This is a genomic window from Embleya sp. NPDC055664 (assembly GCF_053618075.1).
The window spans coordinates 144,242-168,592 of sequence record NZ_JBSHGZ010000011.1 but is presented as its reverse complement, the minus strand read 5'-3'; the positions used below and the strand labels follow the sequence as shown (position 1 = coordinate 168,592).

At 73.4% G+C, this 24,351-nt stretch carries 27 protein-coding genes; 11 read left to right on the top strand and 16 right to left on the bottom strand.

Annotated elements, in window-relative coordinates:
- Positions 1-79: 79 nt before the first annotated feature.
- Together ACWGR4_RS20720 and ACWGR4_RS20715 are read right to left on the bottom strand one after the other, a co-directional pair.
- On the bottom strand, positions 80-367 hold the full coding sequence (locus tag ACWGR4_RS20720) for a hypothetical protein (protein ID WP_452128656.1): 288 nt from the start codon (positions 365-367) through the stop codon (positions 80-82).
- A gap of 127 nt (positions 368-494) precedes the next feature.
- On the bottom strand, positions 495-755 hold the full coding sequence (locus ACWGR4_RS20715) for a DUF3099 domain-containing protein (protein ID WP_380004096.1): 261 nt from the start codon (positions 753-755) through the stop codon (positions 495-497).
- Positions 756-942: 187 nt separating this feature from the next.
- Here ACWGR4_RS20715 and ACWGR4_RS20710 point away from each other — a divergent pair, with 187 nt between their 5' ends.
- Entirely contained in the window at positions 943-1,317 is a 375-nt protein-coding gene (locus ACWGR4_RS20710; protein WP_380004097.1) for a hypothetical protein, read from the top strand.
- A gap of 45 nt (positions 1,318-1,362) precedes the next feature.
- On the opposite strand, the gene ACWGR4_RS20705 is transcribed toward ACWGR4_RS20710, so the two are convergent.
- From ACWGR4_RS20705 to ACWGR4_RS20695, 3 genes are all read right to left on the bottom strand, one after another.
- Positions 1,363-1,983, bottom strand: a complete 621-nt coding sequence (locus ACWGR4_RS20705) for a cyclodeaminase/cyclohydrolase family protein (RefSeq protein ID WP_452128655.1) — start codon at positions 1,981-1,983, stop codon at positions 1,363-1,365.
- A gap of 97 nt (positions 1,984-2,080) precedes the next feature.
- On the bottom strand, positions 2,081-2,908 hold the full coding sequence (locus tag ACWGR4_RS20700) for a PP2C family protein-serine/threonine phosphatase (RefSeq protein ID WP_452128654.1): 828 nt from the start codon (positions 2,906-2,908) through the stop codon (positions 2,081-2,083).
- Positions 2,909-2,958: 50 nt separating this feature from the next.
- A complete protein-coding gene (locus tag ACWGR4_RS20695; protein ID WP_380004100.1) occupies positions 2,959-3,711 on the bottom strand; it encodes a metallophosphoesterase in 753 nt (250 codons plus the stop codon).
- Positions 3,712-3,814: 103 nt separating this feature from the next.
- Between ACWGR4_RS20695 and pdxR the strand changes: the two genes are divergently transcribed.
- Entirely contained in the window at positions 3,815-5,314 is a 1,500-nt protein-coding gene (gene pdxR / locus ACWGR4_RS20690; protein WP_452128653.1) for a MocR-like pyridoxine biosynthesis transcription factor PdxR, read from the top strand.
- A 300-nt stretch (positions 5,315-5,614) separates the two neighbouring features.
- Positions 5,615-6,406 carry a hypothetical protein gene (locus ACWGR4_RS20685; protein ID WP_452128652.1) on the top strand — a complete coding sequence of 264 codons (792 nt, stop codon included), beginning with the start codon at positions 5,615-5,617 and terminating at the stop codon, positions 6,404-6,406.
- A gap of 25 nt (positions 6,407-6,431) precedes the next feature.
- Here the strand turns inward: ACWGR4_RS20685 and ACWGR4_RS20680 are convergent, their stop codons facing one another.
- The 7 genes from ACWGR4_RS20680 to ACWGR4_RS20650 all read right to left on the bottom strand — a co-directional run bounded on the left by ACWGR4_RS20680 (position 6,432) and on the right by ACWGR4_RS20650 (position 11,947).
- Entirely contained in the window at positions 6,432-7,301 is an 870-nt protein-coding gene (locus ACWGR4_RS20680) for a pentapeptide repeat-containing protein (RefSeq protein WP_452128651.1), read from the bottom strand.
- Positions 7,302-7,411: 110 nt separating this feature from the next.
- A complete protein-coding gene (locus ACWGR4_RS20675) occupies positions 7,412-7,888 on the bottom strand; it encodes a hypothetical protein (RefSeq protein ID WP_452128650.1) in 477 nt (158 codons plus the stop codon).
- A complete protein-coding gene (locus ACWGR4_RS20670) occupies positions 7,885-8,049 on the bottom strand; it encodes a hypothetical protein (RefSeq protein WP_452128649.1) in 165 nt (54 codons plus the stop codon). Before ACWGR4_RS20670 ends, ACWGR4_RS20675 begins: the two co-directional genes overlap by 4 nt.
- Positions 8,050-8,263: 214 nt before the next feature.
- Positions 8,264-8,683, bottom strand: a complete 420-nt coding sequence (locus ACWGR4_RS20665; RefSeq protein WP_452128648.1) for a nuclear transport factor 2 family protein — start codon at positions 8,681-8,683, stop codon at positions 8,264-8,266.
- Between the two features lie 50 nt (positions 8,684-8,733).
- Positions 8,734-9,279, bottom strand: a complete 546-nt coding sequence (locus ACWGR4_RS20660; protein ID WP_452128647.1) for a copper chaperone PCu(A)C — start codon at positions 9,277-9,279, stop codon at positions 8,734-8,736.
- The gene (locus tag ACWGR4_RS20655) at positions 9,276-11,558 is read right to left on the bottom strand and encodes a heavy metal translocating P-type ATPase (RefSeq protein ID WP_452128646.1); all 2,283 of its coding nucleotides are present in this window, start codon (positions 11,556-11,558) and stop codon (positions 9,276-9,278) included. The genes ACWGR4_RS20660 and ACWGR4_RS20655 overlap by 4 nt, the downstream gene beginning before the upstream one ends.
- Positions 11,555-11,947, bottom strand: coding sequence for a hypothetical protein (locus tag ACWGR4_RS20650; protein WP_452128645.1), 393 nt, complete (start codon positions 11,945-11,947; stop codon positions 11,555-11,557). The genes ACWGR4_RS20655 and ACWGR4_RS20650 overlap by 4 nt, the downstream gene beginning before the upstream one ends.
- Positions 11,948-12,157: 210 nt before the next feature.
- Here ACWGR4_RS20650 and ACWGR4_RS20645 point away from each other — a divergent pair, with 210 nt between their 5' ends.
- The 3 genes from ACWGR4_RS20645 (at position 12,158) to ACWGR4_RS20635 (ending at position 15,512) form a co-directional block, all read left to right on the top strand.
- The gene (locus ACWGR4_RS20645; RefSeq protein ID WP_452128644.1) at positions 12,158-12,985 is read left to right on the top strand and encodes a hypothetical protein; all 828 of its coding nucleotides are present in this window, start codon (positions 12,158-12,160) and stop codon (positions 12,983-12,985) included.
- A gap of 586 nt (positions 12,986-13,571) precedes the next feature.
- Entirely contained in the window at positions 13,572-14,201 is a 630-nt protein-coding gene (locus ACWGR4_RS20640) for a sigma-70 family RNA polymerase sigma factor (RefSeq protein WP_452128699.1), read from the top strand.
- A 207-nt stretch (positions 14,202-14,408) separates the two neighbouring features.
- Positions 14,409-15,512, top strand: coding sequence for a serine hydrolase domain-containing protein (locus ACWGR4_RS20635; RefSeq protein ID WP_452128643.1), 1,104 nt, complete (start codon positions 14,409-14,411; stop codon positions 15,510-15,512).
- 78 nt (positions 15,513-15,590) lie between these two features.
- Here the strand turns inward: ACWGR4_RS20635 and ACWGR4_RS20630 are convergent, their stop codons facing one another.
- Positions 15,591-15,887, bottom strand: a complete 297-nt coding sequence (locus ACWGR4_RS20630; RefSeq protein ID WP_452128642.1) for a hypothetical protein — start codon at positions 15,885-15,887, stop codon at positions 15,591-15,593.
- A 139-nt stretch (positions 15,888-16,026) separates the two neighbouring features.
- Positions 16,027-16,422, bottom strand: coding sequence for a Rid family hydrolase (locus ACWGR4_RS20625; RefSeq protein ID WP_395793069.1), 396 nt, complete (start codon positions 16,420-16,422; stop codon positions 16,027-16,029).
- 134 nt (positions 16,423-16,556) lie between these two features.
- Between ACWGR4_RS20625 and ACWGR4_RS20620 the strand changes: the two genes are divergently transcribed.
- Together ACWGR4_RS20620 and ACWGR4_RS20615 are read left to right on the top strand one after the other, a co-directional pair.
- A complete protein-coding gene (locus ACWGR4_RS20620) occupies positions 16,557-17,528 on the top strand; it encodes a helix-turn-helix transcriptional regulator (RefSeq protein ID WP_452128641.1) in 972 nt (323 codons plus the stop codon).
- A 182-nt stretch (positions 17,529-17,710) separates the two neighbouring features.
- Positions 17,711-19,429, top strand: coding sequence for a bifunctional 3'-5' exonuclease/DNA polymerase (locus ACWGR4_RS20615; protein ID WP_452128640.1), 1,719 nt, complete (start codon positions 17,711-17,713; stop codon positions 19,427-19,429).
- Between the two features lie 37 nt (positions 19,430-19,466).
- Here ACWGR4_RS20615 and ACWGR4_RS20610 read toward each other — a convergent pair whose 3' ends face one another.
- On the bottom strand, positions 19,467-20,447 hold the full coding sequence (locus tag ACWGR4_RS20610; protein WP_380004113.1) for a GlxA family transcriptional regulator: 981 nt from the start codon (positions 20,445-20,447) through the stop codon (positions 19,467-19,469).
- A 131-nt stretch (positions 20,448-20,578) separates the two neighbouring features.
- A complete protein-coding gene (locus ACWGR4_RS20605; protein ID WP_380004114.1) occupies positions 20,579-21,436 on the bottom strand; it encodes a S1 family peptidase in 858 nt (285 codons plus the stop codon).
- A gap of 158 nt (positions 21,437-21,594) precedes the next feature.
- Here ACWGR4_RS20605 and ACWGR4_RS20600 point away from each other — a divergent pair, with 158 nt between their 5' ends.
- The 3 genes from ACWGR4_RS20600 to ACWGR4_RS20590 all read left to right on the top strand — a co-directional run bounded on the left by ACWGR4_RS20600 (position 21,595) and on the right by ACWGR4_RS20590 (position 24,301).
- The gene (locus ACWGR4_RS20600; RefSeq protein WP_452128639.1) at positions 21,595-22,614 is read left to right on the top strand and encodes a GlxA family transcriptional regulator; all 1,020 of its coding nucleotides are present in this window, start codon (positions 21,595-21,597) and stop codon (positions 22,612-22,614) included.
- A gap of 132 nt (positions 22,615-22,746) precedes the next feature.
- Positions 22,747-23,637, top strand: coding sequence for a TIGR03620 family F420-dependent LLM class oxidoreductase (locus tag ACWGR4_RS20595; protein WP_452128638.1), 891 nt, complete (start codon positions 22,747-22,749; stop codon positions 23,635-23,637).
- A 154-nt stretch (positions 23,638-23,791) separates the two neighbouring features.
- A complete protein-coding gene (locus ACWGR4_RS20590; protein ID WP_380004117.1) occupies positions 23,792-24,301 on the top strand; it encodes a mycothiol transferase in 510 nt (169 codons plus the stop codon).
- The last annotated feature ends 50 nt before the right edge of the window (positions 24,302-24,351 follow it).

Below are 24,351 nucleotides of genomic sequence, written 5' to 3'. Positions count from 1 at the left end.
CGGCCCGGCCGCTCGGCCACCGACCCTACTGCGCGGTTGCCGCTCTCCCGCCGAACCACGCCCATCGGGCGCGCCCGGTTCAGCGCACGTCGCCGAGCGGGCCGAGCATCAGGTCCAGGACCGGGCGGGATCGGTCGAACGCCTGCTGCGCCTGGTCCGGGTACACGGCGGCGAGGCACGCCGCGACCACGACGAGGAGCAGCAGGAGCAGCCCCTGCCGGGCGGCCCGGCCGACTCGGCGCACCTCGCCCGGGTCGATGCGCTCACCCGGGATCGTGTGGTCGCCGGGGATCGTTCGGTCGAGCGGGTCGTCCCGGAGCGTCGTCGCGCCCCGTCGTGCCGCCTGTATGCCCGCGTTGCCGGCCATGTCCGCCCTTCCCCCCACACCCCGCGCGTTCGCGGGTCGTCGGGAGGGACGGACCGGGAGGGGGTGATGGTTCGTCGCCTTCCGGGTTGTCACCGCGTCGGAACCGATCCGTGACCGACGGGGCGTGTCACTCGTCCCACCAGCGGTCGCCCCGCTCGCGGCGATTGGCCACGATGACGGCGAACGGGGGGATCGCCATCGCGACGATCGTCATGCCGGCGGCGGCCGGGAACGACCAGCGGTAGACCACGGTGCCGGCGAGCAGGAACAGCACCAGGCACACGCCCATCATCACGAAGTAGCGCTTGCGGCGGCGGCGCTGGGACGGGACCGGCCCGTTGGGGGTGGCACCCCCGGGACCCGGGCCGTCCGGGTCGTTGGTGCTCATGCCTTCACGGTACGACTTGTCGCGGCAAGACGACGGGGACGCCGTGACGGCCGCCATGGTGGGCCGATGTCCGGGAGTTACCCACGAATGACAATATTGGTATAGACCTCTGGGGTGGGGAAGGTGTTCACTTGCGTTCAGGCGGGACCGCGGGTCCGTGCCGATCGCCGGAAAGGAATCAGTCGCCATGACGACCGTCTCCCCTCCGCACGTCGGCGCGCCGGTCGCCTACCTGCGGTGCTACCCGCGTGACCCGTGGGAGATGGCCGCCCACCGCAACGCGCTGACGGCGTACGCGCAGGGCATCGGGCTGAGTCGGCCGGTGGTGTGTCTGGACAACGGCGTCTCCTCGCGCGAGGAACGACCCGCCCTCGAACAACTGCTGGCCCATGTACTGGCCGGCGCGGTCCGGATCGTCCTGATCCCCGGCCTGTGGGTCTTCTCGCTCGACCCCGAGCGCGCCCGTGCCATCGCGGACCGGTTCATCACCGCCGGCGCCCAGATCATCGACCTCCCGGGCCGCTGGCACGAGCACGAGGGACGCCGCGTCGCGAGGTGGTGAGGTGCGCGGGGCGGCGCCGGAACCGGCCCCGCCCCGCGCGCCGGCTCAGCCGGTTACCACCGCCCGCACCGCCTTGGTGACCTCGTCGGCGCGGGTGGTGATGTCGTCCACGCGGGCGGTCTGTGCGGCGAGTTCGGCGCGGACCTGCTCGTCCCTGATGCTGTTGAGGTTGACCTCGATGTTCACCCTGGACGTGGTCGCCGCCGCCCGCGCCGCCTCGACCGCCGCGGCCACGTCGGTGATCACCGTCTGATTGGCGATCGGCAGCAGTTTCTCGGCCAGTTCGACACACGCCGAGGCCAGGACGATCACCTCGGCCGGCGGCTTGGCCGCGCCGACCAGCGCGACGGCCACGGTCGCCGACCGGTCGGAGACTTCCCTGGCGGTCTCCCGGGGCAGCTTGTACGCCTCCGTCACCGCGGTGAACGCGGCCGCGTCCGCCTCGGCCAACCGCAGTGCCATGGCCCGCAGTTCGTCGGTCAGCGAGATCACCTCGGCGATCGACGTGGCGTGCTCGGTGTACTGCTCGCCCGTGGTGTAACGGGCCACCATCCCGAGCAGCGCGGTGGCCTGCGCGACGTGCAGCGCGGCCGCCGCGCCGCCGCCGGGGGCCGGCACCCGGTCGGCGAGCCGGGCCAGGTATTCGCCGATCTTCTCGTCCCGCATGGGAGTTCGTCCTTTGCTCGGGGGGCGACTACCGCATGTCCGGGAATCCTCGCACGAATGTGGGCCGTGTTCGGTGCCGACGGCGACCCTCGCGCGGTCAGTGCGTCGACCCCGCCGCCGACTCCTCCACGCGGAGCACGATCGCGGTCGCATTGTCGTGGCCGCCCGCGTCCAGGGTCGCGGTGAGCAGGCGGTCGACGATGCCCGCGGGCGCCCCCGACGCGGCGAGCAGTCGGCCGAGCGTGCGGTAGTCCACCTGTTCGGCGACGCCGTCGGTGCACAGCAGGTATACGTCGCCCGGCCGCAACGTCACGTTCAGCACGTCCGGTTCGGGCCGACCCGGGTGCCCGAGATAGCGGCCCAGCCGATAGCGCGCGGCGGCGGCCTGCGGCGAGTCGGCCGGGTACCAGCCGTAGACGGCGCCCAACCACGCCTCGGTGTGATCCACCGTCAGCAACTCGAGGTATCCGGCCCGCAGGCGATACACGCGCGAATCGCCGATCTGGACCAGCCACGCGGCGCCCTCGGGGTCGCTCGCCGCGCCCGCGTCGGCGACCAGCGCGGCGAGCGTGCAGCCGGTGACCCCCTCCAGGTCGCGGGCCGCGGCCAGCACCCGGTCCTGGACGGCGGCCACGCCCGCTCGCAACGCCGCCGGGTCCGCCGCGCCGCCCCCGTGCACGGCGCGGCGGACCGCCTCGGTGAACCCCGTCATCGTGATCCGTCCGGCCGCCGTGCTCCCGGGGCCGTCGCCCATGCCGTCGACCACGGCGGCCAGGCGCAGGTCCGGGTCCAGGCCGAACACGTCGAAGTTGGCCCGATACCGGGTGCCGACCACGCTGCCCGCCGCCGCGAGCACCCGCACCGGGCCCGCCGTGAAACCGACCCCGCCCGCGGCCCCCGGGTCCTGCCGGCGTCGTTCGAACATGAGCGGCCCCCTTCGCTCCGATTGGCGTACCGTGGCACGCTATCGGGCGATCAGACCACGGTGCGGAAATGTGTGGTGAGCCGGCCGGCGTCGTCCAGGACGTGGAACGCGAGCGCGGGCGGGATGTCCACGTCGACGAACGGCGCGTCCTCGTCGACGCGCTCCCACGGCAGGTTGACGGTGGAGACCACGCCCGGGGCGACGATCAACGGCTTGCCGGCGAACGTGGTGGCCGCGGGCGTGTGCGCATGCCCGCACAGCAGCCCGGCCACGTTGGGCCGGTCGGCGACCACGGCGGCGAGGCGATCCGCACCGAACTGGCGGATCGCGTCGAGGGTCGGGATGCCCAACTCCACCGGCGGGTGGTGGAAGGCCACGAACACCGGTACGGAGGACGGGGTTTCGTCCAGCACCCCGGTCAACCAGGTCAGCGTCTCGTCGGCGATCAGGCCGTCGTCGCGGCCCGGGATCGACGAGTCGCACAGCGCGTACACCGCGCGCTCCGTGCGATGCACCCGGTTGATCGGGGCGTCGTCGGCGGGCTCGTCGAGCAGCCCCTTCCGGAAGGGTCCGCGTACGTCGTGGTTGCCGGGCAGGATCAGCAGCGGGTGTCGGGACGCCAACACCGCGCGGGCCTCGTCGTATTCGGCGGGCAGGCCGTGGTCCACGATGTCGCCGGTGACCAGGACCGCGTCCAGGTCGAAGGGGAGCGTGTTCAGGTGCTCCATCGTTGCGCGGGTGCGCTTGGCGGCCCGCCGGCTGCCGTCGAGGTGAGTGTCACTGAGATGCGCGAACACGATCATCGGGCGGGTCCTTGAGAGCGAGGGGAAACGTTGTTCCGGTGTAACCGGTCGTGATGACGTAGACGCTACGCGGGCCACCGGACCAGGGTTAAGATCCAGTGAAATGCCGAAGGATTGGTCCAGTTTCGTGGGTGCGGTGGGCGCGGGCGACGCTGTGGGTGAGGCGGCCGGCGCGGGCGCGGCGGCCGGTGGGCCCGGCACGGGCGGTGTGGCCGCCGCGATCGACCTGCACGTCGACGTGGACACCGCCGAGGGCCGCCGAGTCGGTCTGGAGCGGGCCCTGCGGGCGGCGATCCGCGGCGGGCGGCTGGCGCCCGGTGCCGCGCTGCCGTCCACGCGCGGGCTCGCCGCCGACCTGGGCTTCGCGCGCGGGACGGTCACCGCGGCCTACGACCAGCTGGTCGCCGAAGGGTTCCTGATCGCCCGTCAGGGAGCCGCCACCCGCGTCGCCGACCTGCCCGGGCCGGCCGGACCGGAGACCCCACACGGCGCGCCGGAGGCCGGCGCGCCCCGGTTCGACCTGCGCCCCGGCCTGCCGGACGTATCGGCCTTCCCGACCGTCGCGTGGTTGCGCGCCACCCGCCGGGTGCTCACCACCGCCGCGCCGCTCGCGGTGCACGGCGTCGGCGATCCGCAGGGCCGCCTCGAACTGCGCACCGCGCTGGCCGAACACCTCGGCCGTACCCGAGGCGTGCTCACCACGCCCGATCGCATCGTGATCACCACGGGCTTCTACCAGTCGATCGGGCTCCTCGCGAGCGTCCTGGCCGAGGCCGGGGTGCGTGCGGTGGGGATGGAGGACCCCGGGCACAACGTGTATCGGGACGTGATCCGCCGCGCCGGGCCGGCGGTGGTGCCACTGCCCGTGGACGCCGAGGGCGCGCGCTTCGAGCGGCTGGCCGATCCGGCGCTGGGCGCGGTGGTGTTGACGCCGGCGCACCAGTATCCGACGGGTGTGCCGCTGCGCCCCGGACGCCGACACCGGGTGTGCGCGTGGGCGCGGGCGAACGGTGCGTTGATCGTCGAGGACGACTACGACGGCGAGTTCCGCTACGACCGGCAGCCCGTCGGCGCGTTGCAGGGCATGGCGCCGGAGCATGTGGCCTATTGCGGGTCGGTGTCCAAGACGTTGGGGCCGGGGCTGCGGCTGGCCTGGCTGGCCCTGCCCGGACACCTGGTCGAACCGGTGGTGCGGGCCAAGCACCGGGCCGACTGGCACACCCAGGGGCTGGGCCAGTCGGTGCTGGCGGATCTGCTGAACCGGCACGACTACGAGCGGCACGTGCGCGCGGCCCGGCTGAGCTATCGCCGTCGACGGGAGCTGCTCGTGCGCCGCTTCGGCACGGAATGGGCGGCTTCCGGGCCCAAGTTCCGCGGTGTGCCGGCCGGGCTGCATGTACTGATGACGCTGCCGCCGGGCGGCCCGGACGAGGACCTGGTGCTCGCGCGTGCCGCGGCGTGCGGGATGGCGCTGCGCGGCGTACGGGAGTTGTGGCACGGACCGGCTCCCGAGGAGGGCATCCTCGTCGGGTTCGCGGCCTCGCCCGGACACGCCTGGCCGGGCACGCTGGACGCGCTGGCGGAGGTGTTGCGGGCGCCGTGACCCGGGGGCGTGCGCGACGTGCGCTCGACGCGCGCCATGCGTGCGCCCGGCGGGAAACGGTGACGCGGAAGATCCATGGGGTAACCGAGGGTGTCGCATCCATGGAGTAAACCGGGGGTCGGCTGATACCTTGAAGCACGCGGACAAGGTGCAGCTTTATTAATAAAGCGCCTTTCTCGTCCCCGAGATTCCGCCGGCTCGTGCTTCGGTTCGTTTCCTCCTGCCCCTTTCTGTTCGGCCCTCTGGCTCGACGTGCGGTTCGGCGTGGCGGTTCGACTTGCGACAGCGGGAGGCGGCTCGATGAACATTTCCGACGAGCAACGACGTGCCTTCACCGAGCACGATCTGCGCGTGTTGTCGACCGCGGACCCGGATGCCGACCCGGCCGCCGAACGCCTGGCCTGGGCGCACCTGGGCGACGAGTTGGGCCGGGCCCTGTGCGACCGGTACGAGCACGGGCCGAGCGCGCACGCGGAGTCCCTTGTACCGCCGGACCGCTGCCCGGTGCGAAACGCGATCGTGCTGCGGGCGCGGACCCGGGACATCCGCGAGCGGGTCCTCGGGCATCGGGCGGCCGTGGGCCGGGCGTTGCGGGTGCTGGAGTCGTCGTGCCGGGGCGACGGCCGGCATCGCCGGACGGAGGCGTTGATCGCCCTGTCGCTGGTCGCCGGTCAGGCCCGCTGCCTGGGCAGCCGCCTCACCCGGCTGCCGACCCTCGTCCCCTCGCGGCCGGGCGCACTCGCCGAGGCCCTGGGCACCGCACTGGCCGACAGCGCCCGAGCCCTGGACGCCGCCCGGCAACGCCTTTGCGAATCGGCCGCGCCGGGCCGAACGATCCCGGCCGCGGCGGCCCTTGCGGCGGCGGGCTCCGCGGCTCGCCTCGCCACGTGCCTGGAGGAGGAGGTCCGCGCCGAGCCCATCGACGCCTCCGACACCGACCTGTCCCACGTCGACCACCTGGACCTCCCCCTGCTGGCGGGCGTCATCTGGTCCCGCACCACCGTCTGGCCGGAGACCCTGGCCCCGCTGACCCGCTCCCACTCCAACCGGGTGGCGCCGGGCGTCTACCGGATCCGCAGGACCTACCTCTGAGCACACGCCGGCGGGTGAGGGTTTTTCACCGGGTCTGCATCCAGTGGGCGGGGTGGGTGTAGGCGGCGGGCAGTTTGGTTCGGGGGTTGCCCTTGGCGGCGTCGAGTTGGGACTGGGTCAGGTAGAGGGCGTCGCGCAGGTCGGCGTCGCGCAGGTCCGCGTCGCGGAAGTCGGCGCCGATCACGTCGGCCAGGCGCAGGTCGGCTCCGCGCAGGTCCGCGCCGATCAGGTACGCCCCGCGCAGGTTCGCGCCGCGCAGGTCGGCGCCCCCCAGGCGGGCCCCGATCAGGTCCGCGCCCCGGCGGTCCTTCCTGCGGCCCGGGACGGCCGCGCGGGCCAGTTCGCTCGCGCGCAGGAGCAGCGGGTTGTACCGCTGCCGCAGCGCCATGATGTCGACCCGCAGCAGGTCGGCGGGGCTGCCCAGGGTCAGCTGCTCGGTCTCGTCGTAGGCGGCGCCGAGGTCGGCGTGTACCGGGTGTGCGGCCGGCAGGGACAGCGCCTCGTTCAGGTAGCGGAGCAGTTCGTGCAGGTCACGCATGACCGGGAAGACCCGGAACATCTGCTGCGCGGTGTGCGGCGCCCGGCGCCAGTCCTGGCCGGCGTAGGTGACCTGGGCGACCTTCTGGCCCGCGCCGAAGCAGTCGTAGACGGTGCAGCCCGTGAAGCCGATCGTGCGCAGGCGGGTGTGTACGCCGCAGCCGAAGTCGTCGGTGCGCAGGTTGGGGCAGGGGCGGCCGGCGGGCTTGTCGATGGCGAAGTCGGCGGACTTGGCGAAGGCGGGCGCGACGCAGCACAGCGCGAAGCAGTTCGCGCAGTCGGCGCGCAGGGCCCGGGCACGCGCGTCGACGAGGACCGGGTCGGGGCCGGGTGCTGCGGGTTCGCGCTGCTCGGGCACGGTGCGGGGACTCCTGACGGGGTGGGGGAGGCGGGCGAGGGGGCGCGGTCGGCTCGGGGCGATCCGTCCATTGTCCCCGATCGGCCTCGGTGACCGTGTGGGGGCGACGTTCAGCGGATGGGGCGGGTGGGGTGACTCGGTGGAGTGGGCGGGTTCGGGCTCGAGGCGGGGGTGACGTGGCCCAGCCACAGCGTGTCCCGGGCGCGGACCATGGCGATGAACAGCCGACGTCTCGGTTCGGGTTTCGGACCAGGCACGGTCGAAGGCGGCCGCGGCGCGGGCGGCGTCGAGGCCGGGGGTCGGGCGTCGTGTTCGTCGAGGAAGCGCAAAGCCCAGGAGTGGATGGTGTGGAAGTCCACCCGGTCCACCGCGACCGGCGCCGGGTCGGCCGGGAACGTGCGTTGTACGCGGGGCAGGTTCGCGGTGAAGGCCACGTACAGGACCCGACCCGCGCCGTGTTGGGCCAGGTAGGCGGCCCGATGCAGGCCGACCACGGTCTTGCCGGTCCCGGCCGGGCCGGTGATCCGCGCGGGCCCGGGCCAGTCGGCGCGGACCAGGTCGCACCGGCCGGGGTCGAGGTAGGTCATTCGATCGACCCGAGCCGGGCGGCGCGCAGCGTGGCGGCGGCGAACTCGCGCGGATCGAACGCCCCGTCGCGCGGCCCGGGCGGTACCGGGTCGACGGGTGCCCGGGCGGTGTCCTCGTACGCCGGGAACACCCGCGCCGGCCGCTCCGCGATCGCCGCCACCGCGCCCGCGCATCGCGCGCCGGCCGGGCCGGCGACCCACCCGCCTCCACAGCCCGCATCGCACCCGTCCCCCGCTGCGCTCCCGGGCGGCGACGGCTTTCGGGCGGGCCGCTCGCGAATCACGTCGCACGTCCATGCCAATCCGGCTCGATGGTGGAACTCGGCTGTGGAGTAGGGGAATTCGGGGCCGGAAACGGGGGACTGACGGCACGCGCTAGTGGTGGGTGTCGGCGGAGGTGGGCGTGGCCTGGTGGAAGTACATTCGCCACCCCTCCGGGGAGTGGCGCCACAGGGAACTGCGGAGGGTGTGCCGGTCGGTGGACTCGGTTCGGAAGGTCAGGTGGACCAGGTTCGGGGCCAGGAGGGTACCGGACACCGCGGACACGGTCGTTCGGATCGGCTCCTCGGTGGTCAGGGCGTCGAGGGTGCTGTCGCGGTCCCAGCGGCGTCCGGAGCGTCCGAACTCCACGAAGTCGGGGTCGAGCAGTGCGGACACGGCTTTTCGGGAGCGTCGTACGGCGGGATCGAGCAGTCGCAGCTCGCCGGTGACGGCGGCTCGGATCGCGGATTCGTGGTCGGCTCGGGCTTGGGTCGCGGTTGTGGCTTCGGCTTCGGCTTCGGCTTCGTCGGTCATTGGGCGAGTTTGGACCATCTCATCGGGGATGACCGACCGATTTTCTCGGGTCAGGAGGTGCGGGCGGGGGTCCAGGTGCCTGGGCGGATCACTACGGCTGTGGTGTGGATCGGGGGGCTGTGGCGGAAGTGGAGGGTGAAGGGGATGGTTTGGCCGGGGGTGAGTTTCGGGGGTGTGCCGAGCATGATGTTCGCGCCGCTCGCGGTCATGCCGAGCAGGCCGTTGGCCGGGATCGGCAGGGCCTTGGTCATCCACATGCGGCCGGCGTAGCCCGTGTAGGTGTGGAAGCTGAAGCCGACGTCGGTGGTGATGGGGGTGCTGACGGAGACGAGTTCGTCGTTGGCGTCGCCGGTGTTGCGGATGGTGAAGTAGGCGGAGGTGGCGTCGGCGTTGGTGGCCAGGTGTACCCGACCGTCGCTGATGGAGAGCCTGGGTGCGGTACCGGCGCGGCCGGTCGCGGTCCAGACGGTGAGCAGGGTCAGCGCGAGGGCGGCGGCCAGGACGGGGCCGGCGACGGACTTCGACGCGGCCAGGGCCCTCGGTGCGATCGGGGGCTTCGGTACGGCCGGGGGCTTCGGTGCAGTCGGGGGTTTCATGTCCGGTCCCGCTTCGCGTCGTCGGGGTGGCCGGCCCGGAATCGGGTCAGCCGGAGGCTGTTGGTGACCACCGCGAGCGAACTGACCGACATCGCGGCGGCGGCGAGCATGGGATTGAGCAGCCCGGTCACCGCGATCGGGATCAGCACCACGTTGTAGCCGAACGCCCAGCCGAGGTTGGCCCGGATCGTCCCGGTCGTACGCCGGGAGAGCCGGATCGCGTCGGCCAGCGCGCCCAGGTCGTCACGCACCAGCGTCACGTCGGCGACGCCGATCGCCGCCGCCGTGCCGCCGCCCATGCCGATGCCCAGGTCCGCCTCGCCGAGCGCGATCGTGTCGTTGATGCCGTCGCCGACCACCGCGACGGCCCGTCCGGGATGGTCCTGCCGCAGGCCGCGGACGAGTTCGGCCTTGTCGTGCGGGTCCAACTCGCTCAGCACCTCGTCGATCCCGACCGCGTCGGCCACCGCCCGGGCCGGCCCCGCACGATCGCCCGTGGCCAGGATCACCGTCACGCCGAGCCGATCGAGCGCCCGGATCGCGGCGGCGGCCTCCGGGCGTACCGAGTCGCCCAGCACCAGCACCCCCGCCGGCACGCCGTTGACCGTCGCGACGACTGCGGTGTCCCCGGCGGCGTCCGCCTCGGACAGCGCCGCGCGCAGGCCCGCGGGCAGCGCCGTGACGTCCTCGACGCCCGGGCGCAGGACGGCCACCCGCGAGCCGTCCACCAGGCCGCGGACGCCGATTCCGGGCTCCGAGGCGAAATCGGCGACCGGCGACAGGGCGCCCGCGCGCTCGGTGGCGGCGCGGGTGAGGGCCCGGCCGATCGGGTGCCCGGACGCGGACTCGACCGCGCCCACCCGGGCCAGCAGTTCGCCCGGGTCGACGTCGGGCGCGGCCATGCAGCGCAGCAGACTCATGCCGCCGGTGGTCAGCGTGCCGGTCTTGTCGACCACGACGGTGCCCACACGGCGCAGGCGTTCCAGTGCGGCGGGTTCGCGGATCAGTACGCCGAGCCGCGCGCCGCGCCCGGTGGCGGCCAGGATCGCGGTGGGTGTGGCCAGGCCGAGGGCGCACGGGCAGGCCACCACCAGGACGGCCATGGTCGCGCCGGCCGCGGCCTGCGGGTCGCCGCCGGCGCCGAGCCAGAAGCCGAGCACGGTCACGGCGGTGGCCAGTACGGACGGGACGAACACGCCCGCGATGCGGTCGGCGAGTCGCTGCGCGCCGGTCTTGCCGGCCTGGGCCTCCTCCACCGCGGCGGTGATCCGGGCGAGGCGGGTGTCCGCACCGACGGCGGTCGCCCGCGCGGTGATCCGGCCGCCCTCGTTGACGCTGCCGCCGGGCACCTGGTCCTCGGGGCCGACCTCCATCGGGCGGCTTTCCCCGGTCAGGTGGGACACGTCGAGCGCGGAGCGGCCGTCGACCACGACGCCGTCGGCGGGCACCCGGTCGCCGGGCCGGACCACGAACACCTGACCGACCGTCAGGGACGCGGTCGGCACGGTCACCTCGACCGTCTTCCCGCCGGGTCCCGGGTGCAGGACGGCCACCCGGTCCGGGACGAGCGCGGCCAACTCGCGCAGCGCGGAGCCGGTCCGGGTCCGGGCCCGGTCCTCCAACCGGCGGCCGAGCAGGACGAACAGCGGCACGGCGACGGCGACTTCGAGGTACATGTGCGCCTCGTCGCCGGCGGCGGGCGGCAGCAGGGTGAACGGCATTCGCATCCCCGGCTCGCCGGCGCCGCCGCCGAACAGGGCCCACAGCGACCAGCCGAACGCGGCGAGCACGCCGAGGCTGACCAGCGTGTCCATGGTCGCGCCCGCGTAGCGCAGTCCGTGCAGGGCTCGACGATGGAACGGCCAGGCACCCCACGTGGCCACCGGCGCGGCCAGCGTCAGGCACAACCACTGCCAGTTGGTGAACTGCCACGCGGGCACCATCGACAAGGCCAGTACGGGCAGCGCCAGCGCGGCCACGATCAGGAGGTTGCGCCGACCCGGGTCGATCGCCTCGGCGGCCGGGCCGGTCGCGGCGGCACCGGCGGGGTTCGGGCCGGCCACGGTCGCCTCGTAGCCGGCGGCGGTGATGGCCGCGAGGAGGTCGATCACCGGCAGGGACGCGGGGTGTACGACGCGGGCCCGGCCGGTGGCGAGGTTGACCGTGGCGGTGACGCCGTCGAGCCGGGCCAGCCGACGCTCGACCCGATTCACGCAGGCGCCGCAGGTCATGCCGGAGACGGCCACGTCGGTGGTGATCGGTCGGGTGGAGGTGGTCACAGGGCAACGCCCGAGGTGCGGAGGCGGCCGTCGGGTTCGCCCAGGCCCATCCGGCCGTGGCCGCCACCCTCGTCGCCCATCTTGACCGGCGCCCCGGGCGGACCCGGCTCGCGCAGGTCGGGCGCCACCGGGCCGGCCTGACGGCCGATCGTGAACGCGACGACGAACAACACCAGGAGCAGACCGAGGAAGGCGAACACCGTTCCGGGCGCCGAACCGGCCCGACGCGACGTCGCCGTGGGGCGCGGCAACGAATCCGGGGTGATTCCGGCGACTTCGGCATTTCCGGCATCTCCGGCGACCCCGCCGGTCCGCAGCCGGAACGGCGGGCGCAGGCGCAGGTGCCAGGGGCGATCCCGGGGGTCGGGTCCACCGGCGAACACGGGCATGAATCGGGCTCCAGGGATCGGTCGGCGGGCGAGGGCATCCCGGTAGTCGGCCGGCGATCATGCCTGGTTCCCGGACGACACGATTCGCGCGAACTGCGGTGGACGCTCGGGATTCGGGGTCGAGTTCGGTCCGGGTTTCGGCGGGGTTCGGGAGAAGTTCGGGAAGTGGGCGGCCACCCCCGGGTCCGATCGGCGCCCACGGATGGGAACATGAGGCTCACCATGCCTGCCCGGTCCGTGCTTCGAGCCGTTCGCGCCGCGATGTTCGCGGTGGTCTGTGTGTTGCTCGCGCTGTTCGGGCACACACTGATGTCCGACGCCCCGGTGCACTGGGTCGCCCCGGTCGGGGCCGGGGTCGGGATCGGTGTACTGGCCTGGGCCGTGGCCGATCGCGAACGTGGACTGGGCGCGATCACGGCCGCCGTACTGGCCGCCCAGGCCGGTTTGCACACATTGTTCACGCTGGCCCGACAACCGGTCGCCGAGCCGACCGGCGCGGCCCGCTTTCGATCCCAGTGGCTCCAGGTGCTGCTGTGCAACGACGACCGCCCCGGTGACGCGCCGACCCACTCGGTGGCCGAACTGCTGACCCGGATGCGGCTCGACCCGGACCTGGCCCGACAATCCCCGGCGGCGGCCGGCTTCGGCGGACCCGCGACCGGCTCCGGTGGGCACCACATGGCCGGTGCCGGTTCGGGATCCGGATCCGGTTCCGCGATGGGCGGGATGAACCACGACGGTGCGCTGATGTCCCTTCTGGGACACGGCGGTACCGGGATGTTCGCCGCACACGTGCTCGCCGCGCTCGGATGCGGCCTGTGGTTGCGGCACGGCGAGAAGGCGGTCTTTCGACTGCTGCGCCTGCTCGCCACGATGGCGGGCACCGTGGTGCTCGCGCTGGTCGGCGCCTGGACGTCGCCGATCACCACCGGCCGCCCCGCGATGCCGAGGGCGAGCCGGCGTCGGGTACGGGCCGTCCCCAAGTGGGTCGCCCGGCCACTACCGGGTCGAGGGCCGCCGGCGGCGCTGTACGCCTGACGTCCACCGATGTGCCGCTCCGGCCCACGCACGCCCGCGCGGGACGGCCGGGTCCGTCGTGCCTGCGGCGCGGTGACCTCGCCCGATCCGGGCATGCCCCGGGCGCGGCGGCGCCTCCGGTCGTCGTCGCATCGCGGTCGGTGGATTCAGGCGTACCGATCACCCGAGTGACACCGGTGTCGTGACCGGGAAACGTTCCCCGGTTCTCGCGGCCACGGTGCGGTACTTCACGCCATCGCCGAAATGTTCGCGTCCGGCCCGGTGTGTCCTCGGGTGTTCCACCGCACCGTCGTCGAGTCCGAGTCGCAGGCACCGCCGCACTCGGCTCCCGGTGCGCGCCCCTGCACCCGCTCGGCATCGATCCGCCCGGCGCCGATCGATCGCCGCCCGCATGACGAGGACGTGGACCATGTCTGCTCTCCACCCTGTCACCCGACCGGAACACCGGCCCGAGCACCGGCCCGAGCACCCACTGCCGGGCCTCGCGACCACCGTGCTGCTCCGCCCCCCGGCGCGCCGTACCGCACACCCCACGCCCGACCCGTCCCGCGCGTGCGAAGCCTCCCGCGGCGACCACACCGCCTCGGTGACCCCGCTCGACTCCCGTCGCTCGGGGGATTGCACGCCCGACCTCGACCTGACCGCGCGGGCCCTCGCCGGTGCGGCCGGTGACCCGGAGGCCGTGGACGACTTCGTCCGCGGCACGCATCGCGACGTGTGGCGCTTCGTCGCCTACCTGACCGATGTGCAGAGCGCGGACGACCTCACCCAGGAGACGTACCTGCGAGCCTGGACGGCGCTGCCGCGTTTCACGGGGGCGTCCTCGGTCCGGACCTGGTTGTTGTCCATCGCCCGACGCACCGTCGTCGACCGGTATCGTGCGGCGGCCGCGCGGCCCCGTACCGCCGCCGTCGACGACTGGGTGGAAGTCGCCGAACACCGCCAGGACATCACCCGTCCCGGCTTCGACGAGGGCCTGGCCCTCGACGACCTTTTCGGCGCGCTGCATCCGGCCCGACGCGAGGCATTCGTACTGACCCAGGTGCTCGACTTCGGCTACGCCGAGGCGGCCGTCATCGCCGGCTGCCCGATCGGCACCGTACGCTCGCGCGTCGCCAGAGCCCGAAGCGACCTGATCGCGCTCCTGCGCGAGGCCGACGAAGCCGGCTACGACTCCCCGGAACCCCATCCCGCCCCACACCGCAAAGCCGGCTGACCCGACCCACCACCCGAGGGCACGCCGTGTGATCGTGGCGTGCCCTCACCCGGCGGACGGCACTTCCCGGCCCCGTGCGCGCGACGGTCCACCGCCCCCGGCGCGGATTCGCGCCGTGCGGATGTCGAGACCGCGTCGTCGGTTCCGACCTCGGGGCGAACGGTGGCCCCAAACACCGTTGGCAAGGATCGAGAGGGCGGGAACAGCATGCAGAAGGTTGTGCAACAGGCCATCGACCGGTTGGTGGAGTCGGGCGCCGAGCTGGGCATCCAGGTCGCGGTCTACCGGCACGGCGAACTGGTCGTGGACGCGGTGGCGGGCGTCGCCGATCCGGACGGCGATCGTCCGGTCACCTCGGACATGCCGTTCTACAGCGCCTCCACGGGCAAGGGGGTGACCGCGACGGTGGTGCACGTCCTTGCGGATCGAGGTGCCCTCGACTACGACACGCCGATCGTCGAGTTCTGGCCGGAGTTCGGCGCCCACGGCAAGGACGAGGCGACCATCCGCCATGCGCTGACCCACTCCGTCGGCGTCCCGGCGGTGCCGGCCGATCTCACCGTGCGGGACTTGGCCGACTGGGAGGGGATGTGTGCCCTGATCGCCGGCTCAAAGCCCTGGTGGGAGCCCGGGACCAAAACCGGCTACCACGCGATGACCTGGGGTTTCGTGATGGGCGAGATCGTGCGCCGGGCCGCCGGCGCGCCGATTTCGCAGGTGCTGCGGCAGGAGGTGGCGGCTCCGCTGGGCATCGCCGACGAACTGTTCTTCGGCGTCCCGGAGTCCGAGCTGGGCCGGCTCGCCCGACTCGAGGACGCGCCCGGCTCCGCCGCGATGATGGCGGCGCTGCCCGCCGACATGCCGATGTTCAAGGCCACGCCGCTCGCGGTGACCCCCAGCGCCGAATACGGCAACAACCCCGTCGTGCTTACGTCGGAGATTCCCTCGGGCGGCACGATGTCCGCCCGCGCGGTGGCCAGGATGTACGCCGCGCTGCTCGGCGAAGTGGACGGTGTGCGGCTGGTCTCGGCCGCGCGACTGCGCGAGATCTCGGCCCTGGCCACGGCCGACGTCGACCGGATGGTCGGCTTCCCCGTGCCGCGCGCGCTGGGCTACAACCTCGGCCGGCCGGGCGCCGCCCCGGAGCAGACGCCCGGCGTTTTCGGCATGCCCGGCATGGGAGGCAGCGCGGCGTACGCCGACACCGAGACCGGCATCTCCTTCGCGCTGACCAAGAACCGGTTCTTCCCCGGCCCCTCCGCCGCGGTCGAGGAGATCGGCGAACTGGTCGCGAGGGCCGCCACCGAGTGAGGCCGTCCGCAGGCGGCCGGGACCGGCGCCGGTCCCGGCCCGGTCGGCGCCGACCTCGCGGCCCGGGGGTGGCTGCCGCTAGCGGTCCGCGAGTGCGTACGACGCGGCGGCCACCGTCGCGGCCACCGCGAATACCGAGGGCCAGGCGCCGATCTTCTTCGCGAGCGGGTGCGAGGCGCCGAACGCGACCGTGTACAGACCGGTCAGCGCGGCGGCGGTCGGCGTACCGGCCCGCTCCCGCCACCCCTTGGCCGCCACCGCACCCGCCGCGGCCAACACCACGCCGCCGAGCGGTCGCCGCTTGGTATGGCGGGCAACCGCGTACCCGCCGATCAATCCGGCGGCGGCAACGGCGGCGGAAGGCACACGAGCCATGGAACGTACTCCTCACAACGACGACGAAACCGCGGTCGATCGGTACCACCGAGGCACGGCGGCGACCGATCGACCGCTTCGCCCACGAACCTAACCCCCCGCGATTCGCCGCCGCCCCCCGCCCGGCGCCGAGGTCGCGTCAGGCGACCGCGGTCCCCTCCAGCTCGACCATCAGGGTCGGGATCGCCAGCCGGGTCACCCCGAGCATCGTGGTGGTCGGCGCCACCCCCGCGGCGCCCAATCGTGACGCCAGCACGCCGTAGTGCCGAAAGAGCAGGTCGACGTCGGTCGTGTAGACGTTGAGCCGGATCAGGTTCGCCAGGGACATGCCGGCCTCGCCGAGAACGGCCTCCAGGTTGTCGAGGGTCAGCGCCAACTGCGCCGCCATGTCGCCGTCGTGCTCGGGCTTGCCCTCGGCGCTCATCGCGGTCTGCCCGGAGCAGTACAGGGTCCGGGTGTGCCCGGAGACGACCTCTCCCTGGTTGAACCCCAGCTCCGTCGACCACGTCACCGGGTTGACTGCCGTTCGTTCCATCGCCACGTCGGCTCCATTCGCAGGTGTCGGAAGTACGTACGTCCGGCGGCCCGACGGCCGCCCCTGACGTCGTGGGAAGAGCCTCGCAATGAATCACGACATCCTTGGTCAGGTATTCCGATAAAATTCTCGAGGTGCGCGCCGATCGGTTGGTTTCGCTGGTGTTGTTGCTGCGTCAGCGCGGTCGGCTGACCGCCGCCACGCTGGCCGACGAGCTGGAGGTGTCCACGCGCACCGTGCTGCGCGACATCGAGGCGCTGTCCGCGGCCGGTGTCCCGGTCTACGCCGAGCGCGGCCGGCACGGCGGGTTCGTGTTGTCGCCCGGTTTCCGGACCGAGCTGACCGGGCTGAACCACGAGGAGGCCCTTGCCCTCCTCGCCGCCGGATCGGGGCGCGGCGAGCAGGTCTTCGGCCTCGGGTCGGCGCTTGCCTCCGCGATGCGCAAGGTGGTCGACGCGCTGCCCGAAAGCCATCGGGCCACCGCGAACGACGCCGCGCAGCGGTTTCTCGTCGAGCCGGAGACCGACCTGCTCTCGCGCCGGTCGCCGGCCGAGGAGGTGCCCCGTACGGCGATGGTCGAGGTCCGGCGCGCGGTGCTGGCCGGACACCGGCTCCGGATCCACTACGCCGCCGTCGGCCGGGAACCGCAGTGGCGCACGGTGGACCCGATCGGCCTGGTCACCGTGCGCGATCGGGGCTATCTGCTGGCCACCCGGTCCGGCGAGGACCGCACCTACCGGCTGTCCCGGGTGCTGGCCGCCGAGGAACTTCCCGAACCGGCCCGGCGGCCGAACCGGGTCGACCTGGACCGGGTCTGGCGCGAACGCTGCGCGCAGTTCCTGGCCGACGAACAATTCGCCGTACTGGTACGGGTGAACCCGGCACGGCGGGAGGAGCTGTTGGCTGCCGCGTTGGCCGTGCGCGCGGAAGAGCCCGAGGCGGACGGTCGACTGCGCCTCGAAGTGACCTTCCAGGACGCCCGTCACGCCGAATGGGCCCTGTGGCAACTCGACCCGGACGCCGAGGCGCTGGCGCCCCGGTCGTTGCGCACGTCCCTGCACGAGCGCGCCATGGCGGCCGCGACCCGCTACACGACCTCCCCCTGATCGTCTCGCGTCGCCGCCGCCTCTGTCGGGGGCGGCGGGTAGTGTTCGTCGGTCGGTGATGTTGTCGGTTGTGAGTGGTTCGTGCGCATTCGGTGCGGCGGGAGGAGGTGGGCCGTGGATGCGACTCGGTGCGGGGTGCGCCGTGCCTCGGTCGACCGGGTCCGGCCGGGGGTGTGGCGCGGGTGAGAGCGCCTCGTGTGGCCGTGGCGGCCGACGCCTATGGGCACGGGGGATGGCTGCGCCCGCTGGGGGACGACGGAGTGCCGCTCGGGGCGGCCGTCCACGTGGCCGATCTGGTCGCGGCGGTGACCGACTTCGAGGCCGCGCCGGTACCGCCGCGGTGGGTGTGGGCGTCGGCGGAGAGTGCGTACGCGCCGTTGTTGCCCTCCCGGGTGAGTCGCTGCCACGACCTCGCGCTGGTCGAGTCGCTGCTGCTCGCGCACGAGGAGCGGGTCGGCGAACCCCGCTCGCTGGGCGCGGCCTGGGCCCGGCTGAAGGGCCTGCCGGTGCCCGAGGACCTGCCGATCGGTGCCGCCGACGCGCAGGACAGCCTGTTCGTCCCCGATCGGCTGCGGCTGCCCGCCGGCGTCGACGCGCTGGAGGCCGTGGTGGCGGTGCACGCCGACCAGGTGCGCCGCATCGACGCGATCGAGGACGCCGCCCGCCGCTCCCGCTTTCGGCTCCTGGTCGCCGCCGAGTCGGCCGGCGGGCTGGCCGCGGCCGAGATGGCCGCCGACGGGCTGCCCTGGCGGGTCGACGTACACGACGCGCTGCTCACCGAACTGCTCGGCGCCCGGCCCCGGGTCGCGGGCGCGCCGCCGCAACACCTGGCCGAACTGGCCGAACAACTGCGCGCGGCGCTCGGCGGACGGGCGTTCAACCCCGATTCGCATCCGCAGGTGCTGAGGGCGTTCGCCGAGCAGGGCGTACGGCTCACCTCGACCCGCACCTGGTACCTGCGCGACGTGGCCCACCCGGCCGCCGCCCTGTTGATCAAGTACAAGGAACTCGCCCGCCTGCACGCCGCGCACGGGTGGGCGTGGCAGGACACCTGGGTACGCGGCGGCCGATTCCGCCCCGAGTACGTCGTCGGCGGCGTCGTCACCGGCCGCTGGGCCGGTCGCGGCGGCGGCGCGCTGCAGATCCCGCGCGTCCTGCGCGGCGCGGTCGTGGCCGACCCCGGGTGGCGGCTGGTGGTCGCCGACGCGGCGCAGTTGGAGCCGCGCGTGCTGGCCGCGATGTCGGGCGACGCCGGGCTGGCCCGGTCCGCCGCCGCCGGCGACCTGTACGAGGCGTTGGCCAAGGCCGCCTTCCAGGGCGATCGGGCCAAGGCCAAACTCGGCCTGCTCGGCGCGATGTACGGGCAGACCAGCGGCGACATCGGCCCGCTGTTGACCACGCTGCGGCGGCGATATCCCGACGCGATGGGCTACGTCGAGGCCGCCGCGCGCACCGGCGAGGAGGGCGGCATCGTCCGGTCGCGCCTCGGGCGTACCTGCCCGCCGCCCTCCTCCGCGTGGCTCGACCTCGCCGAGGGCGGCGCGAGCGGCGAGCCGGGCGCCGACCGCACCGACGATGCGGGCGCCCGATCCACGCGTGCCCGGGGCCGCTTCACCCGCAACTTCGTCATCCAGGCCAGTGCCGCCGACTGGGCGCTGGCCCTGCTCGCCGCGCTGCGCCGCCGGCTCGCCCGCTACGACGCGTCCCCGTCGGGTCGCCCGCATCTGGTCTTCTTCCAACACGACGAGTTCATCGTGCACAGCCCCGCCGACCTGACCGAGGCGGTATCCGCCGCGATCACCGAGGCGGCGGAGGAGGCCCGGACCCTGGTCTTCGGCGACACGCCCGTCCTGCTGCCCCTGGTCCCGACGGCGACCCGGACCTACGCCGAGGCCAAGTAGCGCACCCGGCCGCGCACGATGCCCACGCGCGTCGGCCTCAGCCGGAGTCGGGTCGGGGGCGGGATCGGTGCTCGGCGGCCCGGTGGGCCCGGCGGTAGGCGCTCGGGGTGGTGTCGGTGAGGGCGCGAAAGTGTCGGCGCATGGCGGCCGGTGTGCCGAAGCCCGTGCGGTCCGCGATCAGTTCGACGGGGAAGTCGGTTTCCCGGAGCAGGCGTTGGGCCTCTTCCAGACGGATGCGGAGCAGGTATTGGAGCGGGCTCAGACCCGTGTGCGCGTGGAAGCGGCGGGTGAGGCTGCTGACGCTGGTCCGGGCGTGGGCGGCGAGGCCGGCGACGGTGAGCGGCTCGTGGAGGTGCTCCCGCATCCAGCGCAGCGTCGGGTCCAGGCCGACGCTTTCGGCGACCTCCCGGGCGATCGTCTCCTGGACGTCGTCGGCGTACACGTGCAGCGGGGTGATGAGTTCCCGGCTCGTCGCCTCGGCCACCCGCCGGCCGTGGTCGTGCGCCAGGAGCCGCAGGCATACGTCCATGCCACCGAAGACGCCCGCGGCGGTGAGGAAGGGGCCGTCCTCGATCGCGACGCCGAGGGGGTCGACGTCGATGTCGGGGTGCAGTTCGGCCAGTTCGTCGGTGTGGCGTCGGTTGGTGGTGGCTCGGCGTCCGCTCAGGAGTCCGGTGGCGGCGAGGGTGAAGGTCCCGGTGTCGACGGCGGCGATCCGGCCGCCGCGCGACGCCGCGGCGCGCAGTGCCGCGAGGACACCGGCCGGCGGCGCGTCGCGGAAGCCGTCGTGGCCCGGGACCAGCACGACGTCCGCGTCCGCGAGGGCATCGAGTCCGTACGGCGCGCCGATCCGCAACCCGGCCGGCCCGCCGGTCACCCGCGGACCGGGCCCGGAACAGATCCTGATCTCGTATGCGACGCCGCGATGTTCGCGCCCGGCGACCCCGAACACCAGCCCGGGGGTGGTGAGCTGGTGCCCGGGAACCCCGTCGAGGGCGAGCACGGCAATAACGGACATGACCGAATCCAACCACCCGCGGCCCCTCGAAGCCGCACCCCACATCGACTCGCCAGCCACCCGACCCCCGGCCCGCCCGACGCGGAGGTGTCCACGTCGGGCGAGCCGGGGGCTCGGGGCAGCGGGTCGGCCTACTTGTTGTTGCGGAGCGTGGTGTGGATCCAGCTCTTGTACGCGGTGTCGTTCGTGTACAGGCCCGGGCCCGTCGCGCAGCCCGGCTTGCCGTCGCCGTCGCCGGACGTGGTGCCGATCAGCTCCCACCGGCCGGCGCGGTTCTTTTGGATCTGCGGGCCGCCGGAGTCGCCGAAGCAGGCCATGGCGTTGAGCTTTCGGCTGACCGTGCACAGGCGCGTGCCGTCGGTGCGGCCGTTGCACTCGGCGCTGGTGCCCAGGCGGGTGTCCAACTCCTGGAGCCGGTTCGGGAAGACGGCGTTGTCCAGGCTGTCCGGGTCGACGATCGTGCCGAAGCCGAGGAGTCGAGTCGGCGTGCCCACCGGCCCGGCCTGCTTGGCGAGCTTGATCGGCTTCTCCTTGACCGGCCGGTCCAGGCGGATCAACGCGAGGTCGTTCACGTTGTAGCCACCCTCTTCGGCGGGCTGCGAGTAGCCGGGGTGCATCACGATCTTGTCGATCTTGCGAACAGTGCCGCCCTGCGTGCGGTTCTCGCTGCCGATCCGCACCGTACCGGCCAGTTCGATCGGCAGGTCACGGTCGACACAGTGCGCCGCGGTGAGCACCCACTGCTTGTCGATCAAGGTGGCCCCGCATCCGGCGTCCACGCCCGCCGCCTTCATCGGGACGTAGGCCATGAACTGGTACTTCTCGGTCGAGTCCTGACCGTTGACGATCGCCCCGGCGCTGCCGGCGAAGGCCGTGGTGCCGAGCACCAGTGCCGCTCCCGTGGCCGTGAGCGCCTTGGCGACCAGGCCGCGCCTACGGCGCGGGGCGGCGCCGGCGTCGGCGGTGGAACGCGAGGTGGTTGCGCGCATGTGGTGACCTTTCGTGGAGGGAGTATCGGCCGCACAGGGGTGCGGCGGCCGTACCCGGGGCCGGATGTCTCCCGCATCCGACCTCGTGCTGTTCATCCTCGGCGCGGCAACCGGCTCGAAACAGGCGTCTCGATGTCGTCCTCGGTTAGATTCCGGACATGCCAGTGATCGCCGTGCTCGCGCTCGACGGAATCCCCGGGCATCAGCTCACCGCCCCCGGACTGGTCTTCGGCACCGCCGCCCGGCATCACCCACCGGTCGCCTACGACCTACGGATCTGTACCGCCCCGGGCTTCACGGCGACCGGTGAACCCGGGTGCTTTCGGGTGGAGGCGCCCTGGGACCCGGCCGTTCCGGAAGAGGCCGACACGGTCCTGATCCCGGGGCACGCGGCCTTTCGCGACGAACCCGCGCCGGAGATCGTAGCCGCGCTTCGAGGCGTGGCCGCGCGCGGCGGCCGGATCGGCGCCGTCGGCACCGGGACGTTCACCCTCGCGGCCACCGGCCTCCTGGACGGCCGGCGCGCCGCCACCGCCCGGCGGTACACCCGGGAACTGGCCCGGCGTCACCCCCGGATCGAGGTCGACCCCGAGGGCGAGGTGGTCGCCGACGGCGGTTTCCACTCCGCCGCCGGGGTGCTCGGCGGCGTCGATCTGTACCTCGACCTGATCACGCTCGACTACGGCCTGGGTGTGGCCATCGAGACCGAGCGGCAACTGTTCCTGCAACTGCACGCCCCCGCCGAGGACGTCGACGCCGACGGCCCGGACGACGCCGCGCACAGCGCGTACACACCACCCGGCAGCAGCCTCGAACCGACCACCGCGTGGCTGGCGGCCAACCTGCACCACCCGATCGCGCTCGCCGACATCGCCGGCCGCGCGGGATTGGGCGTACGCAGCCTCACTCGGCGATTTCGCGCCGAGACCGGGCTCTCCCCGCTCCAATACCTGCTCCGCATCCGGATCCAGCGCGCCCAGTGGCTGCTGGAGCGCACCGAGGACCCGGTCGAACGCATCGCGGCGCAGACCGGCCTGGGCACCCCCGCGAATCTGCGCGCCCACTTCCTGCGCGCGACCGGCACCACGCCGAGCGTCTACCGCGCGGCCTTCCGCTCCCTCGTCGCCGACTTCACCCCATCGCAGCAGTCGCAACACCCGAACGGAAACCCCGAGTGAGCCGACGAATTGCGATTGCCGCCCCCACCCGGGAAGACACGGCCCCACCGGCGCCTTTCCCCTGAGGGATCCTCGCCCCGACGACGCGGGGACGCCCACGAGGCACGGCGACGAGACGAGAGGACCGACCACATGCACGCGCAGCAGGTCACCGCACGACTGGGGCGCATCGGCGTCTGGGAGCGCTACGGCACCTACGCGGCCGACCCGGACCCGGGAGCCGCTGCGGCCGAACTGGCCGAACTCGGCTTCACCGCCGCCTGGTTCGGCGGCGCCCCCGCCGACGGCCTGTTCGGGCTCGCCGAGCAACTGCTCGCCGGCTCCGACCGGCTCGGGGTCGCGTCCGGGATCCTCAACGTCCGCGTCTTCCCCGCCGCCGAGACCACCGCCCGCGTGGCCGCGCTGGAGCGGGCCCATCCCGGCCGCTTCGTCCTCGGACTGGGCGTGAGCCACGTCGAGTTCGCCGAGCGGCTCGGCGTCGAGTACACCCCGCCACTGGCCACCATGAACACCTACCTGGACGCCCTGGACGCCGCCGGCGACTCGGGGGTGCCGCGCGTGCTGGCCGCGCTCGGCCCGCGCATGGTGCGCCTGGCGCGCGATCGTGCGCACGGCGCGCACCCCTACTTCACCACGCCCGCGCACACCCGCGAGGCCCGCGAGGCACTGGGTGAGGGGGTGCTTTTGGCCCCCCATCAGAAGGTGGTCCTGTCGGGTGACCCGGATGTCGCCCGCGCGGTGATCCGCAAGGAGGCGGCGCTGTACCTCGGGCTCGACAACTACGTCCGCAACCTGCGTCGGCTCGGCTTCACCGACGCCGACCTGGCCGACGGCGGCAGCGACCGGCTGATCGACACCCTGGTCGTATGGGGCGACGAGGAGGCCATCGCGGCCCGGGTCCGCGAACACTTCGACGCGGGCGCGGACCACGTGAGCATCCAGGTCCTGCCGACCGATCCGGGTCACACCGGCCTGCCGCACGCGCAGTGGGCCCGCCTCGGCCCGACCCTGCGCGACCTGTAGCGGGCCGCCCGCGCCGCGATCGCCGCCGTCGAGGCCGCGCGGCAGGTGTACGACCGGGAGCGGACGGGGCAGGAGTAGCAGACGAGCGGGACGACGCGGACGACACGGGCGAGACAGTCGCCACATCGGCGGAACGAGTGGAGCGAGGGGTTCGATGAACAGCGCGGAGCTACTGGTCGACGCATTCGGCCGAGTGCAGGAGGTCGTGCACCAGGCGGTCGCCGATCTGACGCCCGACCAACTGGCCGAGCGACTGGACGACGACGCGAATTCGATCGCGTGGCTGATCTGGCATCTGGCCCGGGTCCAGGACGACCACGTCGCCGACGTCGCGGGCCTGGAGCAGGTGTGGACCGCGCAGGACTGGCACAAACGTTTCGAACTGCCCTTCCCGGTCCGGGCGATCGGCTACGGGCAGGACACGAAGGCGGTGGCCGCGGTGCGGGTGGACTCGGCGGACCTGCTCACCGGCTACTACGACGCGGTACACGAGCAGACCGTCGGGTACGTCCGCGATCTGACGCCCGCCGACCTGGATCGGGTCGTGGACGAGGCATGGACGCCGGCGGTCACCCTGGGTGTACGGCTGGTCAGCGTGATCGGCGACGACCTCCAGCACGCGGGGCAGGCGGCGTTCGTCCGGGGCATCCTGCTGCGGCGTTAGGACCGCCCTTCCCGCCCTCGCTCCCCGCCCTTCCCACGGAGGAAAGGACG